Origin of the sequence: Arthrobacter cavernae (assembly GCF_017368795.1) — a bacterium.
In the GTDB taxonomy this organism is placed as follows: Bacteria; Actinomycetota; Actinomycetes; order Actinomycetales; family Micrococcaceae; genus Arthrobacter; species Arthrobacter cavernae.
Genome location: NZ_JAFNLL010000053.1, coordinates 1 through 16,499, shown reverse-complemented (window position 1 = coordinate 16,499; position 16,499 = coordinate 1). Strand labels below are relative to the sequence as shown.

General features: G+C 67.2%; 16 protein-coding genes and 1 pseudogene. 6 read left to right on the top strand and 11 right to left on the bottom strand.

Going from position 1 to position 16,499, the window contains the following annotated elements:
- Window positions 1-10: 10 nt before the first annotated feature.
- The 5 genes and pseudogenes from J1902_RS17105 to J1902_RS17085 form a co-directional block, all read right to left on the bottom strand.
- Window positions 11-162, bottom strand: a pseudogene (locus tag J1902_RS17105) (DUF1304 domain-containing protein); the annotation flags it as partial.
- Window positions 163-217: 55 nt separating this feature from the next.
- Window positions 218-1,096, bottom strand: a complete 879-nt coding sequence (locus tag J1902_RS17100) for a class II fructose-bisphosphate aldolase (RefSeq protein ID WP_207617522.1) — start codon at window positions 1,094-1,096, stop codon at window positions 218-220.
- Window positions 1,096-2,598: a GntP family transporter gene (locus tag J1902_RS17095; protein ID WP_207617521.1), complete on the bottom strand. Its 1,503-nt coding sequence runs from the start codon at window positions 2,596-2,598 to the stop codon at window positions 1,096-1,098. Before J1902_RS17095 ends, J1902_RS17100 begins: the two co-directional genes overlap by 1 nt.
- A gap of 96 nt (window positions 2,599-2,694) precedes the next feature.
- Entirely contained in the window at window positions 2,695-3,594 is a 900-nt protein-coding gene (locus tag J1902_RS17090; RefSeq protein WP_207617520.1) for an NAD(P)-dependent oxidoreductase, read from the bottom strand.
- Window positions 3,595-3,635: 41 nt separating this feature from the next.
- Complete coding sequence (locus tag J1902_RS17085) at window positions 3,636-5,162, bottom strand: four-carbon acid sugar kinase family protein (RefSeq protein ID WP_207617519.1); 1,527 nt, start codon at window positions 5,160-5,162, stop codon at window positions 3,636-3,638.
- 130 nt (window positions 5,163-5,292) lie between these two features.
- On the opposite strand from J1902_RS17085, the gene J1902_RS17080 reads away from it, so the two are divergent.
- From J1902_RS17080 to J1902_RS17070, 3 genes are all read left to right on the top strand, one after another.
- Entirely contained in the window at window positions 5,293-6,093 is an 801-nt protein-coding gene (locus J1902_RS17080; protein ID WP_207617518.1) for an alpha/beta fold hydrolase, read from the top strand.
- Window positions 6,094-6,172: 79 nt separating this feature from the next.
- On the top strand, window positions 6,173-6,877 hold the full coding sequence (locus J1902_RS17075) for a FadR/GntR family transcriptional regulator (RefSeq protein ID WP_207617516.1): 705 nt from the start codon (window positions 6,173-6,175) through the stop codon (window positions 6,875-6,877).
- A 104-nt stretch (window positions 6,878-6,981) separates the two neighbouring features.
- Complete coding sequence (locus tag J1902_RS17070) at window positions 6,982-7,191, top strand: dodecin (protein WP_207617514.1); 210 nt, start codon at window positions 6,982-6,984, stop codon at window positions 7,189-7,191.
- A 67-nt stretch (window positions 7,192-7,258) separates the two neighbouring features.
- Here J1902_RS17070 and J1902_RS17065 read toward each other — a convergent pair whose 3' ends face one another.
- Entirely contained in the window at window positions 7,259-8,722 is a 1,464-nt protein-coding gene (locus tag J1902_RS17065) for a protein adenylyltransferase SelO (protein ID WP_207617513.1), read from the bottom strand.
- A 108-nt stretch (window positions 8,723-8,830) separates the two neighbouring features.
- Between J1902_RS17065 and J1902_RS17060 the strand changes: the two genes are divergently transcribed.
- Together J1902_RS17060 and J1902_RS17055 are read left to right on the top strand one after the other, a co-directional pair.
- A complete protein-coding gene (locus J1902_RS17060) occupies window positions 8,831-9,802 on the top strand; it encodes an aldo/keto reductase (RefSeq protein WP_207617512.1) in 972 nt (323 codons plus the stop codon).
- 5 nt (window positions 9,803-9,807) lie between these two features.
- A complete protein-coding gene (locus J1902_RS17055) occupies window positions 9,808-10,638 on the top strand; it encodes an aldo/keto reductase (protein WP_207617510.1) in 831 nt (276 codons plus the stop codon).
- Here the strand turns inward: J1902_RS17055 and J1902_RS17050 are convergent, their stop codons facing one another.
- Together J1902_RS17050 and J1902_RS17045 are read right to left on the bottom strand one after the other, a co-directional pair.
- Window positions 10,639-10,872 (bottom strand): hypothetical protein, encoded by a 234-nt coding sequence (locus J1902_RS17050; RefSeq protein WP_207617508.1) that lies wholly within the window; start codon window positions 10,870-10,872, stop codon window positions 10,639-10,641. It abuts the gene before it with no gap.
- On the bottom strand, window positions 10,869-11,066 hold the full coding sequence (locus J1902_RS17045) for a hypothetical protein (protein WP_207617506.1): 198 nt from the start codon (window positions 11,064-11,066) through the stop codon (window positions 10,869-10,871). The genes J1902_RS17050 and J1902_RS17045 overlap by 4 nt, the downstream gene beginning before the upstream one ends.
- A gap of 287 nt (window positions 11,067-11,353) precedes the next feature.
- Between J1902_RS17045 and J1902_RS17040 the strand changes: the two genes are divergently transcribed.
- Window positions 11,354-14,161 (top strand): alpha-amylase family glycosyl hydrolase, encoded by a 2,808-nt coding sequence (locus J1902_RS17040; protein WP_372434583.1) that lies wholly within the window; start codon window positions 11,354-11,356, stop codon window positions 14,159-14,161.
- Between the two features lie 73 nt (window positions 14,162-14,234).
- Here J1902_RS17040 and J1902_RS17035 read toward each other — a convergent pair whose 3' ends face one another.
- From J1902_RS17035 to J1902_RS17025, 3 genes are all read right to left on the bottom strand, one after another.
- Window positions 14,235-15,194 carry a hypothetical protein gene (locus J1902_RS17035; RefSeq protein ID WP_207617553.1) on the bottom strand — a complete coding sequence of 320 codons (960 nt, stop codon included), beginning with the start codon at window positions 15,192-15,194 and terminating at the stop codon, window positions 14,235-14,237.
- Between the two features lies 1 nt (window position 15,195).
- The gene (locus tag J1902_RS17030) at window positions 15,196-15,705 is read right to left on the bottom strand and encodes an RNA polymerase sigma factor (protein ID WP_207617504.1); all 510 of its coding nucleotides are present in this window, start codon (window positions 15,703-15,705) and stop codon (window positions 15,196-15,198) included.
- A 181-nt stretch (window positions 15,706-15,886) separates the two neighbouring features.
- The coding region (locus J1902_RS17025; RefSeq protein ID WP_207617503.1) for an aldehyde dehydrogenase family protein at window positions 15,887-16,499 on the bottom strand (613 nt) is incomplete at its 5' end.

Here is a 16,499-nt window from a genome sequence, read left to right as displayed (position 1 = left end):
GCTGCCGGAGTTAGGCGAGCGTCACGGCCAGGAAGCGAGCACGACGGCGAGCAGCGGCGTCGTGCCCTGCAGAACCGCGGCGCGGAGGTACTTGCGTCCGCTCAAGGCGAGCACGTTGGCCGCCAGGAGCATGGAGCCGCAGCTGGGGCAAAAAACAAGGGAGGCCAGGACCATGTGCTGATCCTAGCCTCCCCTTGTCTTCCTGCCGCGTTCGGCCCTACGGGGCGCCCAGCATCGCCAGCGTGGCGCCTGCGAACGTGGCCGCCGACGCGTTCCAGCGGCCCAGCAGGCCCTGGAGGTTCTCGCCGTCGGCGCGGTGCGCGGAGGTCTCGCCCTCAAGGGTGGCCAGGATGCCGGTGCGGAGCTCGGTGTTGAAGTTGACCTTGCCCACCTGCATCGAAGGTGCCTTGGCCAGCTCCTCGGCGGGGATGCCGGAGGCGCCGTGCAGCACCAGCGGCACGTCCGTCCGCGCGGCGACGTCCTGCAGGACGTCCCAGCGGATGTTCGGCTCGCCCTTGTACTTGCCGTGCACATTGCCCACGGCCACGGCGAGCAGCTGCGCGCCGGTCCGGGCGACGAAGTCGGCCACCTGTCCGGGATCCGTGAGGCCTGCGGCCTCGGGACCGGCGTCGGGTGCGGAATCGTCCGCGCCGAACGCCTTGTCCTCGTCGCCGGCCAGGCCGCCGAGTTCGGCTTCGATCACGACGCCGGACGCACCCTGGGCGTCGAGGGCGGCGCGGACTGCGCGGACCAGGGCGATGTTCTCTTCCAGCGGCAACGACGAACCGTCGGCCAGCACGGCGTCCGCGCCGGCGGCCACGGAGTCACGGATGACGTCCAGGTCCGAGGCGTGGTCCAGCTGCACGGAGACCGGGACGCTGGCGGAATCGGCCAGCCCGCGCAGGGCCGCGATGAGCCGCAGCCCGTTGGGGGTGGCCGCCGTCTTGGGTGCCACGAGCAGGATGATGCCGCGCCCGGCCTTCTCGGCTGCACCCACCACGGCGAGGGCCGTGGTGAAGTCGTAGCAGGTGAAGGCCGGCACTGCGGATCCCGCGGCGAGGGCGGTGGTGACGAGTTCGTCGAGGCGGGCGCGCATCAGTGGGCCAGTCCTCCGACCAGAGCCCAGACGAGGAAGGTCAGCAGGAAGCCGGCCACGCCGAGGATCGTGGTGAGGACGGTCCAGGTCTTGAGGCCGTCCGCCACGGTGATGCCGTAGTAGCGCACCACAACCCAGAAGCCTGCGTCAGTAACGTGGCTGAGGCCGAGCGAGCCGAAGCCGATCGCGATGACGATGAGGGCGATCTCCACCGGCGTGTAGCCGCCGTTCTGAACGGCCGCGGTGAGCAGGCCGGTGGTGGTCACGATGGCCACGGTGGCGGAACCCTGGGCGGCGCGGAGGGCCAGCGAGATGATGAAGGCGAGCAGGATGAGCGGCAGGCCCATGCCGGAGAGGGTGGAGGAGAGTGCAGCGCCGATGCCGCTGACCTTGAGGACCTCGCCGAACACGCCGCCGGCGGCGACGATCATGAGGATCGAGGCGATCGGGGGCAGGGACTGCTCGAAGATCTCGCCAGTCTCCGACAGCGACCAGCCGCGGCGCACCGCGAGCAGGAAGAACGCGAGGACGACGGAGACGAGCAACGCGAACGCCGGGGTGCCGATGAAGGCGGCCAGGCCGTAAAGCTCGTGGGTCTTCGGCAGCATGAGCGTGCCGACGGTGCCGATCATGATCTGGACGATCGGGGCGGCGATGAGCGCCATGATGAGACCGGCCGAGGGCGGTGCCATGACAGCGGAGTTGAGCAAGGTGGCGCCGGGGCCGGACTTCGTGGCGTGCTGGCGCTTGTGGCCCTCGTGGACGGTTTCCGCGCTGCCGTACTCCTCAAGCTGGGCCTTCACGGAGGGCAGGAGCTCCATCTCGCGGCGGTTCATGATCGAGGCGACCCAGTAGGAGAGGAAGCCGAGCGGCACGCAGATGGCCAGCGCGAGCATGGTGATGAGTCCGACGTCGGCGCCCAGGACGCCGGCGCCCGCGACGATGCCCGGGTGAGGCGGGACGGCCACGTGGATGGCAAGCATGATGCCGGCCATGGGCAGGCCGAACTTGATCGGGTGCAGGTTCAGCAGCTTGGAGAAGGCGTACACGATCGGGACCAGCACGATGATGCCGACTTCGAAGAACACAGGGATGGCAACAAGGAAGCCGACGGTGGTCAGCGCGATGCCTACGCGGGTGCGGCCGAAGCGCTCCACGAAGTGGTCCGCGAGGGACTGCACGCCGCCGGAGACCTCGATCATGCGGCCGAGGATGGCGCCGAGGGAGATGAGCAGGGCGACCTTGCCCATGGTGTTGCCGACGCCGGTGGTGACGACGGCAAAGATGTCCTTGAGCGGGATCTGGGCCGCGAGGGCGACGGCGATGCTCACCGCGAGCAGGGCGACGAAGGCCTGGACCTTGAAGCGGATGATCATCACGAGCAGCGCGGCCACGCCGAGGGCGGCGATGGTCAACAGCAGCGGAGTCCCAAGCTCCACGGCCGGCTTGATGGCAGGGGCCTCTGCGGCCCGTACCGCCAAGGAATTGATGAGGGGATTCATCGGGGTTTGTCTCCTTTGACGAGCTAGTTAAAGACTAGCGAGGTGCTTGACGGCGGAGGGGGAACCGCCGTCAAGCGGCTTTTGAGGGGTTTACTGCTAGTTGCTGCGCCTTGTGGGCGCGACGACCTTGATGACTGCGGAGTCATCGGCTGCGGCGAGGCCCTGGGCCTGGCCGAGCAGGTACAGCTGTTCTGCGGCGCCGGCCACCGGCGCGGCGAGTCCGGCGGCGCGGGTGGCTTTGCCCACGATGCCCATGTCCTTGACGAAGATGTCCAGGCGGGAGAGGACCTCGGCGCCTTCCTCGGTGTAGGCCTCCAGGATGCGCGGGCCGCGGTTGGAGAGCATGAAGGAACCGGCAGCACCGGCTTCCAGGGCCGCGAGGGTCTTGGCCTGGTCCAGGCCGAGGGCGTCGGCCAGGGCCATGGCCTCGGCCGCGGCGGCGATGTGCACGCCACACAGGAGCTGGTTGACGGTCTTCAGCGCCTGGCCGTCGCCGGGCTTGTCGCCCACGATGCTCAGGGTGGAGGCCAGCAGTTCCAGCGCGGGGCGTGCCTTTTCCAGGGCTGCCGGAGCTGCGCCGACCACGATGAGCAGGTCGCCTTCGCCGGCACGCTTGGGGCCGCCGGACAGCGGCGCGTCAACGAGCTCGACGCCGTACTCGGCGAGGCGCTCCACCGTGGCCGGGATGGCTTCGGTGCCCACGGTGCTGCCGAGGATCACGACGGCGCCCGGCTTCAGCACGGATGCCACGCCGTTCTCACCGAAGAGGACATCGTTGAGCTGTTCGCCGTTGCGGACGGCCAGGAGCAGGGCGTCGGCGCCTTCGGAGGCTTCGCGAGCGGAGGCGAAGGTGTTGATGCCGGCGTCGGCGGCGAGCTGCAGGCGGGCCTCGGCGATGTCGAAGCCGTTCACGGTCAGCTGGGACGCCAGGCGGGTGGCCATGGGCAGGCCCATGGAGCCGAGGCCTAGAACGGTGACGGTGTAGTTGCTGGTCATGGTGTTCTCCATTGAATGCAGGGGTTGGGGGAAGGAGCTTTTTAGAAGGTGGTGCTGAGCTTGCCGGTGACCGCGGCCAGCGACTGGTCGTCGCCCACGTTGCCGGCGAACACGATGTACGGGATGCCCTTGGCGGGCCCGTCCACCGGCTCCCAGAGGGAGACGATGCCCGGCAGCATGGGGCCGCGGACAATCGCGTGGCGGATTTCCAGGCCGTGCGCGGCGACGTCCGAGGACGTGATGCCGCCCTTGGCGATGACGAAGCGCGGCGGGAAGGTCTTGAGGGTGCGGTTCACGACCGCGACGACGGCGGCCGAGACCGTGCGGGCGATCTTCAGGCTCGCTGCGGCGTCGTCGGTCTTGATGAGCAGGCGGCTCGTGTGGACGATGACGTCGCCGCTGTGGAGGGCGTCCACGACGTCGGCCACCACGGTTCCGATGTAACCGTCAGCAGCCTCCGTTTCGGTTTCGGCGGCAAGCAGCTGTTCGACGTCGATCTCGATGATGCGGGCCGCGCTGTGCTGGGCCGTGAGGACGTTGAGCTGGCGGGTGGTGACGCCGACGTGCGAGCCGACCACGATCAGTCCGCCGGCGGCGGAGGGGGTGTTGCCTTCGAAGGCTTCCTCGGTGCTGAGTTCGGTGCGGATTTCCTGGCCGATGCGGGCGCGGACGAACGGCGGGCCCACGCGGTAGAGCAGCTTCTTGCCGCGGCGTTCGGCTTCTTCCAGGCCCAGGGACAGGGCGCGGAGATCGTTCTCGGTGACGATGTCGGCCACGATCGGGGTGGAATCGCGGGCGCCGTCGAGGGCGTCGGCGATGGCCTTGGCGGAGACTGCGGGATCGCCGTCGGCTCCGGCGGCGCGGATGGTGTTCAGGTCCAGGACGATCACGGAGTCCGCGGCGAAGCGGCCCTGCGACTTCTCCTCCACATACTTGGCCATCTCGGAGTTGGCGAAGCCGAAGCTGGCGTCCTTGGCGAATTCGGTCTCGGAGACCGGCGTGAGCTTGCCGGCGTCTTCGCCGGTGCCGCGCATGTAGTGCACGCCGCCGATGGTGACGCGGCCGGCGTCGGGGAACGCCGGGACGATCACCACGCCGTCGGTGCTTTCGCCGGTGACGGCCTCAACGGTGGCGGCGATGACGTCCGGCTCCAGCGGGTAGTGGCCGCGGAGCGTGGAGTCGCCGCGGCTGACGAATCCCACGCGCAGCGTGGAACCGGCATTGCCGGGCTCTGTGGCTTCCGCGGCAGCCAGGGCGTTGCGCACGATTTCCTCGTTGCGGGCGGCGGCCTCGGCCGGGTCCAGGCTGCGGGTGTTTGTCAGGACGTAGACGGCGGGATCGGCCTGGGTTTCGGCAATGTGGGCGAACGCCCAGGTGAAGTCAGCAACGTCCCAGCGGGTGAGCACCGGCAGATTGGCCACGGACTGCGTGCCCGTGGGGTCGTCGTCGAGCACTACCAGGACGCGGGGGGAGCTTGCGGAGGACGCTGCCATGGCGTCCGCAACCAGCTGTGCGGGAATCTGGACTTCCGCGGGGAAAGCGGCCAGAACATCGACTTCAAGGGTCACGGTGCACTCCATCGTGGGGAAACTTTGCTGCGGTTAGTGAATGTAAGATGTCAGACATCTAACATTTGAATGCTAGTGTGACACATGCGTCTTCAGGCGCGCAAGTGGTGCTGCTCACTAGGCTGGGCGCATGTCCAACGATGCACCCCCGCTCCACGTGGAGGTCCGCGAAGCCGCGGCTCCCCTGGCAGGATCCCCGCCCGCGGTCCTGATCCACGGCTGGGCATCGTCATCCATCTACTGGGAACCCCTCGCGCAGGAACTGCTCGACGCCGGGCACAGAGTGTGGATTCTCGACCTGCCGGGATACCACCCCGGCGAGGAGCTGCCCGGGGACTTTGCATGGACGCTGGATTCGGCGGCCGCTGCGGTGGCGGCGGCGATTGCCGCCCGGACCGCGGAAGCTGTCCATGTGGCCGGCCATTCGCTTGGCGGCAGCGTGGCGCTGACGCTTGCCGCGCACCACCCGGAACGCGTGGCCACCCTTGCCCTCGTGGGCATGGTGCCGGCACCTCCGAACCAGGGCTTCCGGACCATGCTGCTGTCCCAGTTGGAGCAGGGATTCATCGACGCCGGCACCCGGGCCAAATGCATGAAGGCATGGTTTGGGCCGCTGCCGGCCGAGGAGACGAAGCTGCTCAGCAGGGGCTTCGAAGTGCCGTTCCCGGTCTTGGCCGCCAGCGGAACCGCCGCCATGGCGGGCGTGGCACCGGAGGTGCCGGGTTTGGTGAAGGCACCCACGCTGGTTCTCACGGGCACGGCGGACCGACTGCGGACGCCGGAACAGGTGCAGGAATTCGTGTCCGGCAGCCCGTTGCGGAGGCTCGCAGCGGTACCCGGCGCCGGCCACAGCGTGCATTGGGAGCAGCCCCGGGCCTGCGCTGTTGCACTTCATGAATTTTGGAAAGAAAGCTGGCCACCGCCAGCGTAAGATGTCTGACAACCAGCCCGCCCCAAGGGATCCGCCCCGGCGCCCCGGGCGCGGGCTGCAGGAAACGGAACGGAGCACCATGGCACGCAAGTCGCTGGTCGGCGTCGTAGCGGATGAGCTGCTGGACCGCATCATCACGGGGGAATTTCCACCCGGATCATCGGTTCCGGGCGAGCTTGAGCTCAGTGCCCGGCACGAGGTCAGCCGGATGACTGTCCGCGAAGCCATGAAGACCCTGGAAGCCCAGCGCATCCTGAGCGTGGAACGCGGCCGCGGCACGTTCGTGAACCCCCTGAACCGTTGGGCCTCGCTCGAAGCCGTGCTGCGCGCCGCCTCCGAGGGCAAGAACGAGGCCGAGGCCTCGGTCCAGCTCATCGAACTGCGCCGCATGCTGGAAACCGGCGCCTGCGAGCTCGCCGCCAGCCGGATCGGCGACGCCGACATCCAAGCGCTCTACGGCTACGTGGCCGCCATGCGCGATGCCCACCTGGTCAACGATGTTGCCGCCTTCGTGGAAGCGGACCTGGCCTTCCACGACCTGATCCTGCACGCCTCTGAGAATGTCTTCGTGGCCGTGCTGTTCGAGCCGCTGCACCGCGTGCTGGAGAAGCGCCGGACCGAAACGTCCGCCGTGCCGGAAATCCAGGAACACGCAATCGGCCACCACCAGAACATTGCCGAGGCCCTGGAGTCCCGCGACCCCTCGCGCTCCCGCCAAGCCATGGACGCGCACATGCAGCAGACCCTGGACGACCTCAAGAACCTCGTGCTCGAGACGCCGTAGCCGGACCCTGCCCCTGTTCGCCCGGCGTCGTGTCGGCTAGTCTGCTTTCACGGCCTCCGCCAGGCCAGCAGTCCAGGCATCAGAGACGATCATGAGGAGCAAGAATGGCTGACCACACATACAGCGTTTCCGAAATTGTCGGCACCTCGTCCGAGGGGGTGGACGCCGCCATCAAGAACGGCATCGCGGCCGCCAACCAGACCCTGCGGAACCTTGACTGGTTCGAGGTCAAGGAAATCCGCGGCCACCTGGCCGACGGTGCCGTGGCCGACTGGCAGGTCACCATCAAACTTGGCTTCCGACTGGAACGCTGACCGGATTCCTGACTGGATACGGTGATGGCCGCGCCCCTTCCGGGGCGCGGCCATCACCGGTTAAGCCTCAGGTTCCGCAGAAGGTCCGGTAGGCGCCGAAGTCTTCCGGGGCTGCGGAGGCGTAGCGCTCCAGGCCGGGGCGCTCTTCGAACGGTGTGGTCACCGCGTCCAGTAGGCCGTGGAGCGGATCGAGATCTCCCCCGGTGGCGGCGGCTAGGGCCTCTTCCACGAGGTGGTTGCGGGGTATGTAGGCGGGGTTGACCCGGTCCATCAGGCCTGCGTCCGGGCCAACGGCGCGCCAGCGCCCCAGCCAGGCATCGAAGGCTGCCAGGTCCAGAACCATGCCCCGTGCAGGCCCGGGCTGGCCGCGGGCAGCCTTGCCGAGGTTCCGGAAGAACGAGGTGTAGTCGACGCGGCCCTCCTGGAGGAGCGCCAGTAGATCGTCGACCAGAAGCGAGGCAACGTCGTCGTCGACGTCTGTGTGCAGGCCAAGTTTGGCCCGCATCCCCGCCGACCAGGCGGCACTGTACTGCCGGCGGAACCCTTCGAGTGATTCAACCGCGAGCGCGACGCCCTGCTCCTCATCGTCGTGGAGGAGCGGCAGCAGGGCTTCGGCGAGCCGGGCGAGGTTCCACTCCGCCACCACCGGCTGGTTGCGGTAGGCGTAACGTCCGGATTCGTCGATCGAGCTGTAGACGGCGGCGGGGTCGAATCCATCCATGAAGGCGCACGGCCCGTAGTCGATGGTCTCCCCCGAGATGGTCATGTTGTCCGTGTTCATGACCCCGTGGACGAAGCCCACCACCATCCACTGGGCCAGCAGGGACGCCTGGGCGGCTACCACCGACTGGAACAAGGCAAGGTAGGGGTTCCCGGCGTCGGCGGCCCCCGGGTAGTGGCGGGTAATGGCGTAATCGGCAAGGCGGCGCAGGAGATCGACGTCGCCGGTGGCCCGGGCGTACTGGAAGCTGCCCACGCGCAGGTGGCTGCTGGCCACCCGGGTGAGCACGGCTCCGGGAAGCAGGGTCTCGCGCTGCACGGCGCGGCCCGTCCCCACCACGGAGAGGGAGCGGGTCGTGGGGATGCCCAGGGCGTGCATCGCCTCGCTCACGATGTACTCGCGGAGCATCGGCCCGACGACGGCGAGGCCGTCGCCGTTCCGGGCGAAAGGGGTGCGCCCCGATCCTTTGAGGTGGAGCTCGCGGAGCCGGCCGTCCACGTGGGTGATTTCCCCGAGCAGGAGGGCGCGCCCGTCGCCGAGGCGGGGCGAGTACCAGCCGAACTGGTGGCCCGCATAGGCCTGGGCCACCGGAGTGGCCTCCGCCGGCACCTCATTGCCGGTGAGCAAGAGCAAGCCCCCGGGACTGCGCAGGAAATCGGGGTCGAGGCCCAACTCTTCGGCCAGTGGCCCGTTGAGCACCAAGAGCCGTGGCTCGGGCGCCTTCTCGGCCCGCCAGGGAATGGCCATCTCCGCAAAGTCCCGGGCGAAGCGGCCGCTGAAGGTGACGGTTGAAGCAGCAGTGTCACTCATGCATCAAGGATACCGGCGTCCCCTGGGAGAACAGGATCACAGCAAACTGCTGACTCCGGGCCGAAAACTGCATAGGCTCAGTACAAAGCCCAAGGCAAAGGAATCAGCGTGCACTACACCCATCTGGGCCGCTCCGGCCTGAAAGTCTCCCGGCTCTGCCTGGGCACCATGAATTTCGGCCCGCAGAGCGATGAAGCCACGGCCCACTCGATCATGGACGCCGCACTGGACTCCGGCATCAACTTCTTCGACACGGCCAACGTCTACGGCGGGACGGGCCACCGTGGCTGGACCGAGGAGATCATCGGCCGCTGGTTCGCGAAGGGCAGCGAGCGCCGCGAACGGACCGTTCTCGCCACCAAGCTGTACGGCACCATGACGGACCGTCCCAACGAGTCCAGGCTGTCCGCCCTCAACATCCGCCGCGCCCTGGACGCCAGCCTCAAGCGGCTGCAGACGGACTACATCGACGTCTACCAATTCCACCATATCGACCGGGATACGCCGTGGGACGAGATCTGGCAGGCGATCGAGGTTGCGGTCCAGCAGGGCAAGATCCTCTATTCGGGCAGCAGCAACTTTGCCGGCTGGCACATCGCCCAGGCCCAGGAGGCCGCACGGAGGCGCCACTACACGGGCCTGGTCAGCGAGCAGTCCATCTACAACCTGCTCACGCGCCAGGTGGAGCTCGAGGTCATTCCGGCCGCGCAGCAGTACGGACTCGGCCTGATCCCGTGGTCGCCACTGCACGGCGGCCTGCTGGGCGGCGTGCTGAAAAAGGAACAGCAGGGCGTCCGCCGCGCTGAGGGCCGGGCCCTGGAGGCACTGCGCAAGCACGAGGAGCAGATCCGCCGGTACGAGGACTTCGCCGACGAACTGGGCCACGCCCCCGGGGACGTCGCGCTGGCTTGGCTGCTCCACCAGCCCGCCGTGACGGCGCCGATCGTTGGGCCGCGCACGCAGGAACAGCTCGACGCCGCCATCCGGGCTTTGGATGTCACCCTCGACGCCGACGCGCTCAAGCGGCTCGACGACATCTTCCCGGGGCACCGCACCGCGCCCGAAGACTACGCGTGGTGAGCGGCATGGCACTTTCACCGCTCATCGAGCTCAACGACGGCCACCGGATCCCGCAGATTGGCCTCGGTACCTGGCCCTTGGACGATGCCCAGGTTGCCGAGGCCGTGGTCCAGGCCGTGGGCCTGGGCTACCGGCACATCGACACCGCCGAGAAGTACGGCAACGAGCGGGGCGTGGGCAACGGGATCCGCGCCTGTGGCGTGGCCCGGGAGGAACTGTTCATCACCACCAAGCTGGACGGCGAGTTCCAGGGCTCGGGCAGGGCGGTGGCGGGCCTGGAGGGATCGTTGGAACGCCTCGGGCTGGACTACGTGGACCTGCTCCTGATCCACTGGCCGCTCCCCCGGCGCGGCGAGTTCGTCTCCACGTGGAAGACCTTCGAGGAACTGCAGGCCGCGGGCAAAGTCCGCTCGATCGGCGTTTCCAATTTCAAGCCCACCCATCTGGACCACCTCCTGGCCGAGTGCGACGTGGTGCCGGCCGTCAACCAGATCCAGCTGAGCCCGGCCATTCCGCGGATGATCGCGCGGGCGTTCAACGCACAGCACGGCATCGCCACCGAGTCCTATAGCCCCTTGGGCACCGGCGAGGATCTGCTCCATGCCCCGGTGCTGGCCGCCATCGGGAAGAAGCACGGCAAGACGCCCGGGCAGGTGGTGCTCCGCTGGCACGTCCAGCACGGCCTGGTGGCCATCCCCAAGACCTCGAACCCGCAACGCATGCAGGAGAACCTGGACGTCTTCGGCTTCGTCCTGGACCATGACGACCTCACCGCCATGGACACACTGGACGCCGGGTCCGACGCCGGCGTGGACTCCGACGTGCAGGGCCACTGACTAGGCGGCGGACCAGACCTCTACGGCATCCGTTCCGCACAGCAACCTGCGGCTGCCAGGCTCAAGGAACACCCACAACAATTCGTGGTCCCCGGAGACCTCGTCAACGCGCCCGGCTCCGACGCCCCAGCCCGCTTCGTAGATCCATACGGCATCGCCGGAGGTGAGCTCCGTCCATTTGGATGCGGGGATGTGCCGGTAGCCGACTGGCCGCTTCAAAAGGGTGCTGGTCATGCAGATGCGCTGCCGGCAGGGCGCCGGCGCCAGAGCGTCGGCATGCCGTTGTGGGCGGGAAGCACATGGCCTTCGGGGAATGCCTGGACGGCGTCCGGCTCGGAGTCCGGACTCCACAGCCCCGAGGCCGGGCAGTGGGAACCGGTGGGCATGACGCGCGTGGCGCGCTCGCGCAGGAGGGCGATGCTCTTCATCGTTGAATTTCATCCTTGGGTAGTGCGGACCAGATCTCCTCAACCCTATGCAAGCCAAGGAGCTCGCGTTATGGACAGCTGCATAACGTTCAGGCGGGTCATCGTGCAGAGACACAGTGAAATTTCCAGAGATCCGTATTCGGCCGACGTGCAAGCGTTTCCAGTTTTGCATCGATAGATCGAGGAACTCACCAACAATTCCCTTAAATTCTGTGGAATTGGCCCGCGCAAACGCTTACAGTTGTGACGTCCCACACAGCAAAGTCGCTTAGCGGAAGGTTCACCACTTGTTATCTCGCAGCTCCAGACCTGTTGTCCCCCGCAATATCCCCTGCGGAAGCCCGCACCGGGCACTCCGCCGCACGGCCGCCGTCGTGCTCGCCACCTCGGTACTGACGGCCTCCGCAGTCCTGCCAGCGAGCGCCGGACCCGCGAACACCAAGAACCCCGCCGCCCAGCATTCGGTCCGCGGCGGCGTCAGCAAGCAGAACTTCTACTTCGTCATGGCCGACCGTTTCGGCAACGGCAGCACAGCGAACGACGACGGCGGGCTGGGTTCCGATCCGATGGTGTCCGGCTACGATCCCACCCGCAAGGGCTTCTACAACGGCGGCGACCTGAAGGGCCTGCAGGACCGGCTGGACTACATCCAAGGCCTGGGCACCAACGCCCTGTGGCTCACCCCGAGCTTCAAGAACAAGGCCGTCCAGGGCGGCGGACAGCTGGACAACAGCTCGGCCGGCTACCACGGCTACTGGGTCACCGACTTCACCCAGATCGACCCCCATCTGGGCACCAATGCCGAGCTGAAGACCCTCATCGACGCCGCCCACGCCCGCGGCATGAAGGTCTACTTCGACATCATCTCCAACCACACCGCGGACGTCATCCAGTACAAGGAGACGTCCCCGGCCCCGTACATTTCCAAGGCGACGGAGCCGTACCGCACAGCCACGGGCGAGGTTTTCGACGACCAGGACTACGCCGGAACGCAGGACTTCCCGGCGTTGGATGCGGGCACGTCGTTCCCCTACACGCCCGTGGTTCCGGCACCCGAACGGGACGTGAAAGTGCCCGAGTGGCTCAACGACCCCACGCTGTACCACAACCGCGGCAACACCACCTTCGCCGGCGAGGACTCCACGTACGGCGACTTCTTCGGCCTCGATGACCTGTTCACCGAGAACCCGCGCGTGGTTGACGGCATGGTGGACATCTACAAGATGTGGATCCGCGACTTCGGGATCGACGGCTTCCGGATCGACACCATGAAGCACGTCAATGACGAGTTCTGGCAGCAGTTCGGACCCCGCGTGCTCAGCTACGCCAAGGAGCAGGGCAAGGACGAGTTCTTCATGTTCGGCGAGGTCTTCGACACCTCCAAGAGCGTCACCTCGAAGTACACCACCAAGAACCGCATGCAGGCCGTGCTGGACTTCGGCTTCCAGGGTGCCGCCCGCAGCTTCGCATCCCAGGGCAGCAAGGCCACCGGCCTGGCCGGGTTCTTCGCCGGCGACGACTGGTACACCGACGCCGATTCCAACGTCTACCAGCTGCCCACCTTCCTGGGGAACCACGACATGGGCCGGATCGGCACGTTCATCGCCCAGGACAATGCGGGCGCCCCCGACGCCGAACTGCTCGAACGCGATGAACTCGCCCACGAGCTGATGTACTTCTCCCGCGGCAACCCGGTGGTCTACTACGGCGACGAGCAGGGCTTCACGGGCGCGGGCGGTGACCAGGACTCGCGGCAGTCGATGTTCGTCAGCCAGGTCCAGGAGTACCTCGACGACGATCTGCTGGGCACCGCTTCCACGCACGCCTCGGACAACTTCGACGCCCAGCACCCGCTGTACCGCAAGATCAGCGAGCTGGCGGCCCTTACCTCCGAGCATCCTGCGCTCCGCGACGGCGCCCAGCAGAACCGCTACGCCGCGGACGGCGCCGGGATCTACGCCTTCTCCCGCATCGATGCCAAGGATCAGCGCGAATACCTCGTGGCCCTGAACAACAGCGAGACCGCGCAGACGGCCGCCATCCCCACCTATGAAGCAAAGCAGCCGTTCGAGCTCGTCTACGGAAACGCCGCGGCCGAGGCCAAGAGCGACGCGCAGGCCAAGCTCACCGTCACCGTCCCGCCGCTGTCCGCCGTCGTGTACCAGGCGAGCGGGCGGCTTGCGAAGTCCGAGGCGGCCCCCGCCGTCGTGCTCAGGAAGCCCGTCACGGCGGCCGGTGACGCGACGCGCCTGAAGGTGACCGCCGACGTCGACGGCAACTCGTTCCATGAGGTCACCTTCCAGGCTCGGACGCCGGGCGGCGGGTGGCAGGCGATTGGCACGGACGACAACGCGCCGTACCAGGTGTTCCACGACGTCTCGGCGGTCGAGGCCGGGACTGCGGTGGAGTACCGCGCGGTAGTGCTGGACAACGCCGGCCACACCTCGGCCAGCGAACCCCGCAGCGGCGTGGTGGGCGAGCCGACTCAGCCCGAAACGGTCACCGTGGCCGGCAGCCTGAACACCGAGCTGGGCTGCACGGAGGACTGGCAGCCGTCGTGCGGGCAGGCGTCCATGAGCTACGAGCCGGCGCACCGCCTGTGGCAGCTGACCGTCCCGAACCTGCCGGCCGGGCACCACGAGTTCAAGGCCGCACTGAACGGTTCCTGGGACGAGAACTACGGTGCGGGCGGAGAACCGAACGGTGCCAACGTGGTGCTCGACCACTCTGGCGGCGCCGTCACGTTCCTTTACGACCACGCCAGCAACGTGATCAGTGCCGTCACTGCGGGCCAGCAGCCAGCCGCCGTGTCCGCGCCGGGCAGCCTGAACTCCGAACTCGGCTGCGCGGGCGACTGGATGCCAGACTGCAGCCAGGCCCAGCTGGCACTGGATCCTTTGGATGGGATCTGGAAGCTGACTGTGGCGAACCTTCCGGCCGGCTCGTACGAGTTCAAGGCCGCCATCAACGGTTCCTGGGCCGAGAACTACGGCCTGGGCGGCGCCGCGAACGGCAGCAACATCACGCTGAACCACAACGGCGGCCCGGTCACCTTCCGGTACAACCCCGCCAGCCACCTGATCACGGCGGGCTGACCCAAGTAGGTAGCAGCTGATGTCGTTATGAGCCGTCAAAACGACATCAGCTGCTACTCAGATGGGTGCCAGGCTACTTGTAGCTCAGACTCAGCAGCAGGGCCTTCAGCTGTGCGTACTGTTCGCTTCCCATCCAGGCCTTAATCGCCTCGGGTGTCATGACGGCTGGCCACTTTACATTGGGGACAACGATGGCCGACATCATGCCATTCGGCAGGAGGATGTAGGGGCTCCTAGGTGCGGGCACCGTAGGCAGGAAGTTGGCGGCAGGACCGAGCCCCGTAGGGTGGAAGCGGCCACCGTCCGCGTCCGTGGGTCCGGCCAGTTGGGTGAGGCCAAACTCAGCGCGATTCCCCGCCACATCGACTATTCCTGGCACCGTCGCGTGATCCAGAACGGTCTGCTCGAAGGTGCTGCCTGCCGGGCTGTCGTGGGCAATCTCGTGTTCGTACATTCCGCTGGTGACCTGGGCTACGTCGGTTCCTGCCCCGTCGGAGACGAAGGCGATGATGGAACCGTACGAGCCCGGTTGGGTTCGGACACTCCACCCTTGCGGGTAGGTGAAGGAGATGTGCCCGTCGGGGAAGACGAAGGTCTGCAGGGTGGGGGCCTGCACTGGCGGTTGCGTCGGCTCGGTTGTCGGTGCGACAGCAGGGACGGTCGGAGCTGCGGACTGGCTGGCAGTCGGCTCAGCGGACGACGTCGGGGTCGGCGTTGGCGTCGGAGTCGGTGTTGGCGCGGCTTCAGTTGCGGTGACGGTGGTGGCAGGCGCCGGTCCGGAGGTCAGCGGACCGAGGTTGCCGGCCAGCAGGACCCCTGCGGTGACTGCCGCGGCGCCCAGCAGGAGACCCGCTGCGATCCGGGCCCGCCGCAGCCTGCGGTCGGTGATCGATGTCAGTCCCGCGGGCAGGCTGTCGCTGAAAACCGCCGGCCCGGACAAGATCCGACGCAATGCTTCTTCGCTGTCCACGGCAGCGGCCGGCTCGTTGTACAGCGGGTCCGTTGCGGAGATCTGGTTCTTGATCTGGTCCATCTCAGGCACCCATCCTCTGTGTGATCGGTTCGGCTCCGGCAGGCATGTGCTTCCGGAATGCGGCACGGGCACGGTGCAGGCGGACTTTGGCTGCGGACTCGCTGCACTGCAGGACGCCTGCGATCTCGGCCGGGCCGAGGCCGTCCCAGTACGCCAACTGCAGTATGTCCCGGTCCTGGCCGCGCAACCGCGCCATGGCATCCTGGACCACAACATTTTCGGATTCTTCACCGAAACGCTGCACCGCCGTCGTCCGCAGCTTTTCCTGCAACGCCTGTTGCCTGTCACGGCTCCGGTAGGCGTTCCCGATGAGGTTCCGGGCGACCGTCAGCAGCCACGCAACATCGCTCCGGGATTCGTTGCCCCATTTCTGCCACACCACACGGAAGACGTCGGCCACGATTTCCTCCGCCACCTCCATGGATTCGACGCGCCTGCGGACAAAGCTGAGAACGGATGGGTAGCTGTCTTTGTGAATGGCGATGAACGCCAGTTCGCGCTCGGAAAGCACGATGTTCCCCCTGAAAAGTAGTGTCCGGAACTGCAGGATACTTGCTTTGTTTCCGGCCGGGGCGCAACGGTTACTTGAGGATGGGAATTCTCTTGGGTGTTAGCCGGGCTGACTCAGAAGTAGATCGCAATTGTGGCCGCTTTGAGCCCCCAAAACGGCCACAACTGCGACTCAGCTGGGGTTAGTTGGACGGGAAGTTGTACGAGGCTCCCGAGGCGTGGGTGGCCTCCGGCCAGCGGGAGGTGATGACCTTGCCGCGGGTGTAGAAGGAGACGCCCTCGGGGCCGTAGATGTGCTTGTCGCCGAACAGCCCGGCCTTCCAGCCGCCGATGGTGTGGTTGGCCACCGGCACCGGCAGGGGCACGTTGATGCCCACCATGCCTACGGTAACGGAGCGCTGGAACTTCCTTGCTGCCGCACCGGAGGAGGTGAAGATCGCGGTGCCGTTGCCGTAGGGGTTGGCGTTGATCAACTTGATGCCCGCGTCCAGGTCCTCCACCCGGACCACCACCAGGACCGGTCCGAAGATTTCCTCGGTGTAGGCGCTCATTTCGGCGGTGACGTGGTCGATCACGGTGGGGCCGACCCAGAAGCCTTCTTCGTGGCCGGGGACCACCAGGTCGCGGCCGTCCACCACCATCACGGCACCGGCCTGCTGGGCTTCGGTGACGGTCTTGACGATGAAGTCGCGGGATTCGACGCTGATCACGGGGCCCATGTCGGCGTCGGCTTCCGTGCCGTTCTTAACCTTGATGTCCAGGGCACGCTCTTCGACCTTCTTGACCAGCAGGTCC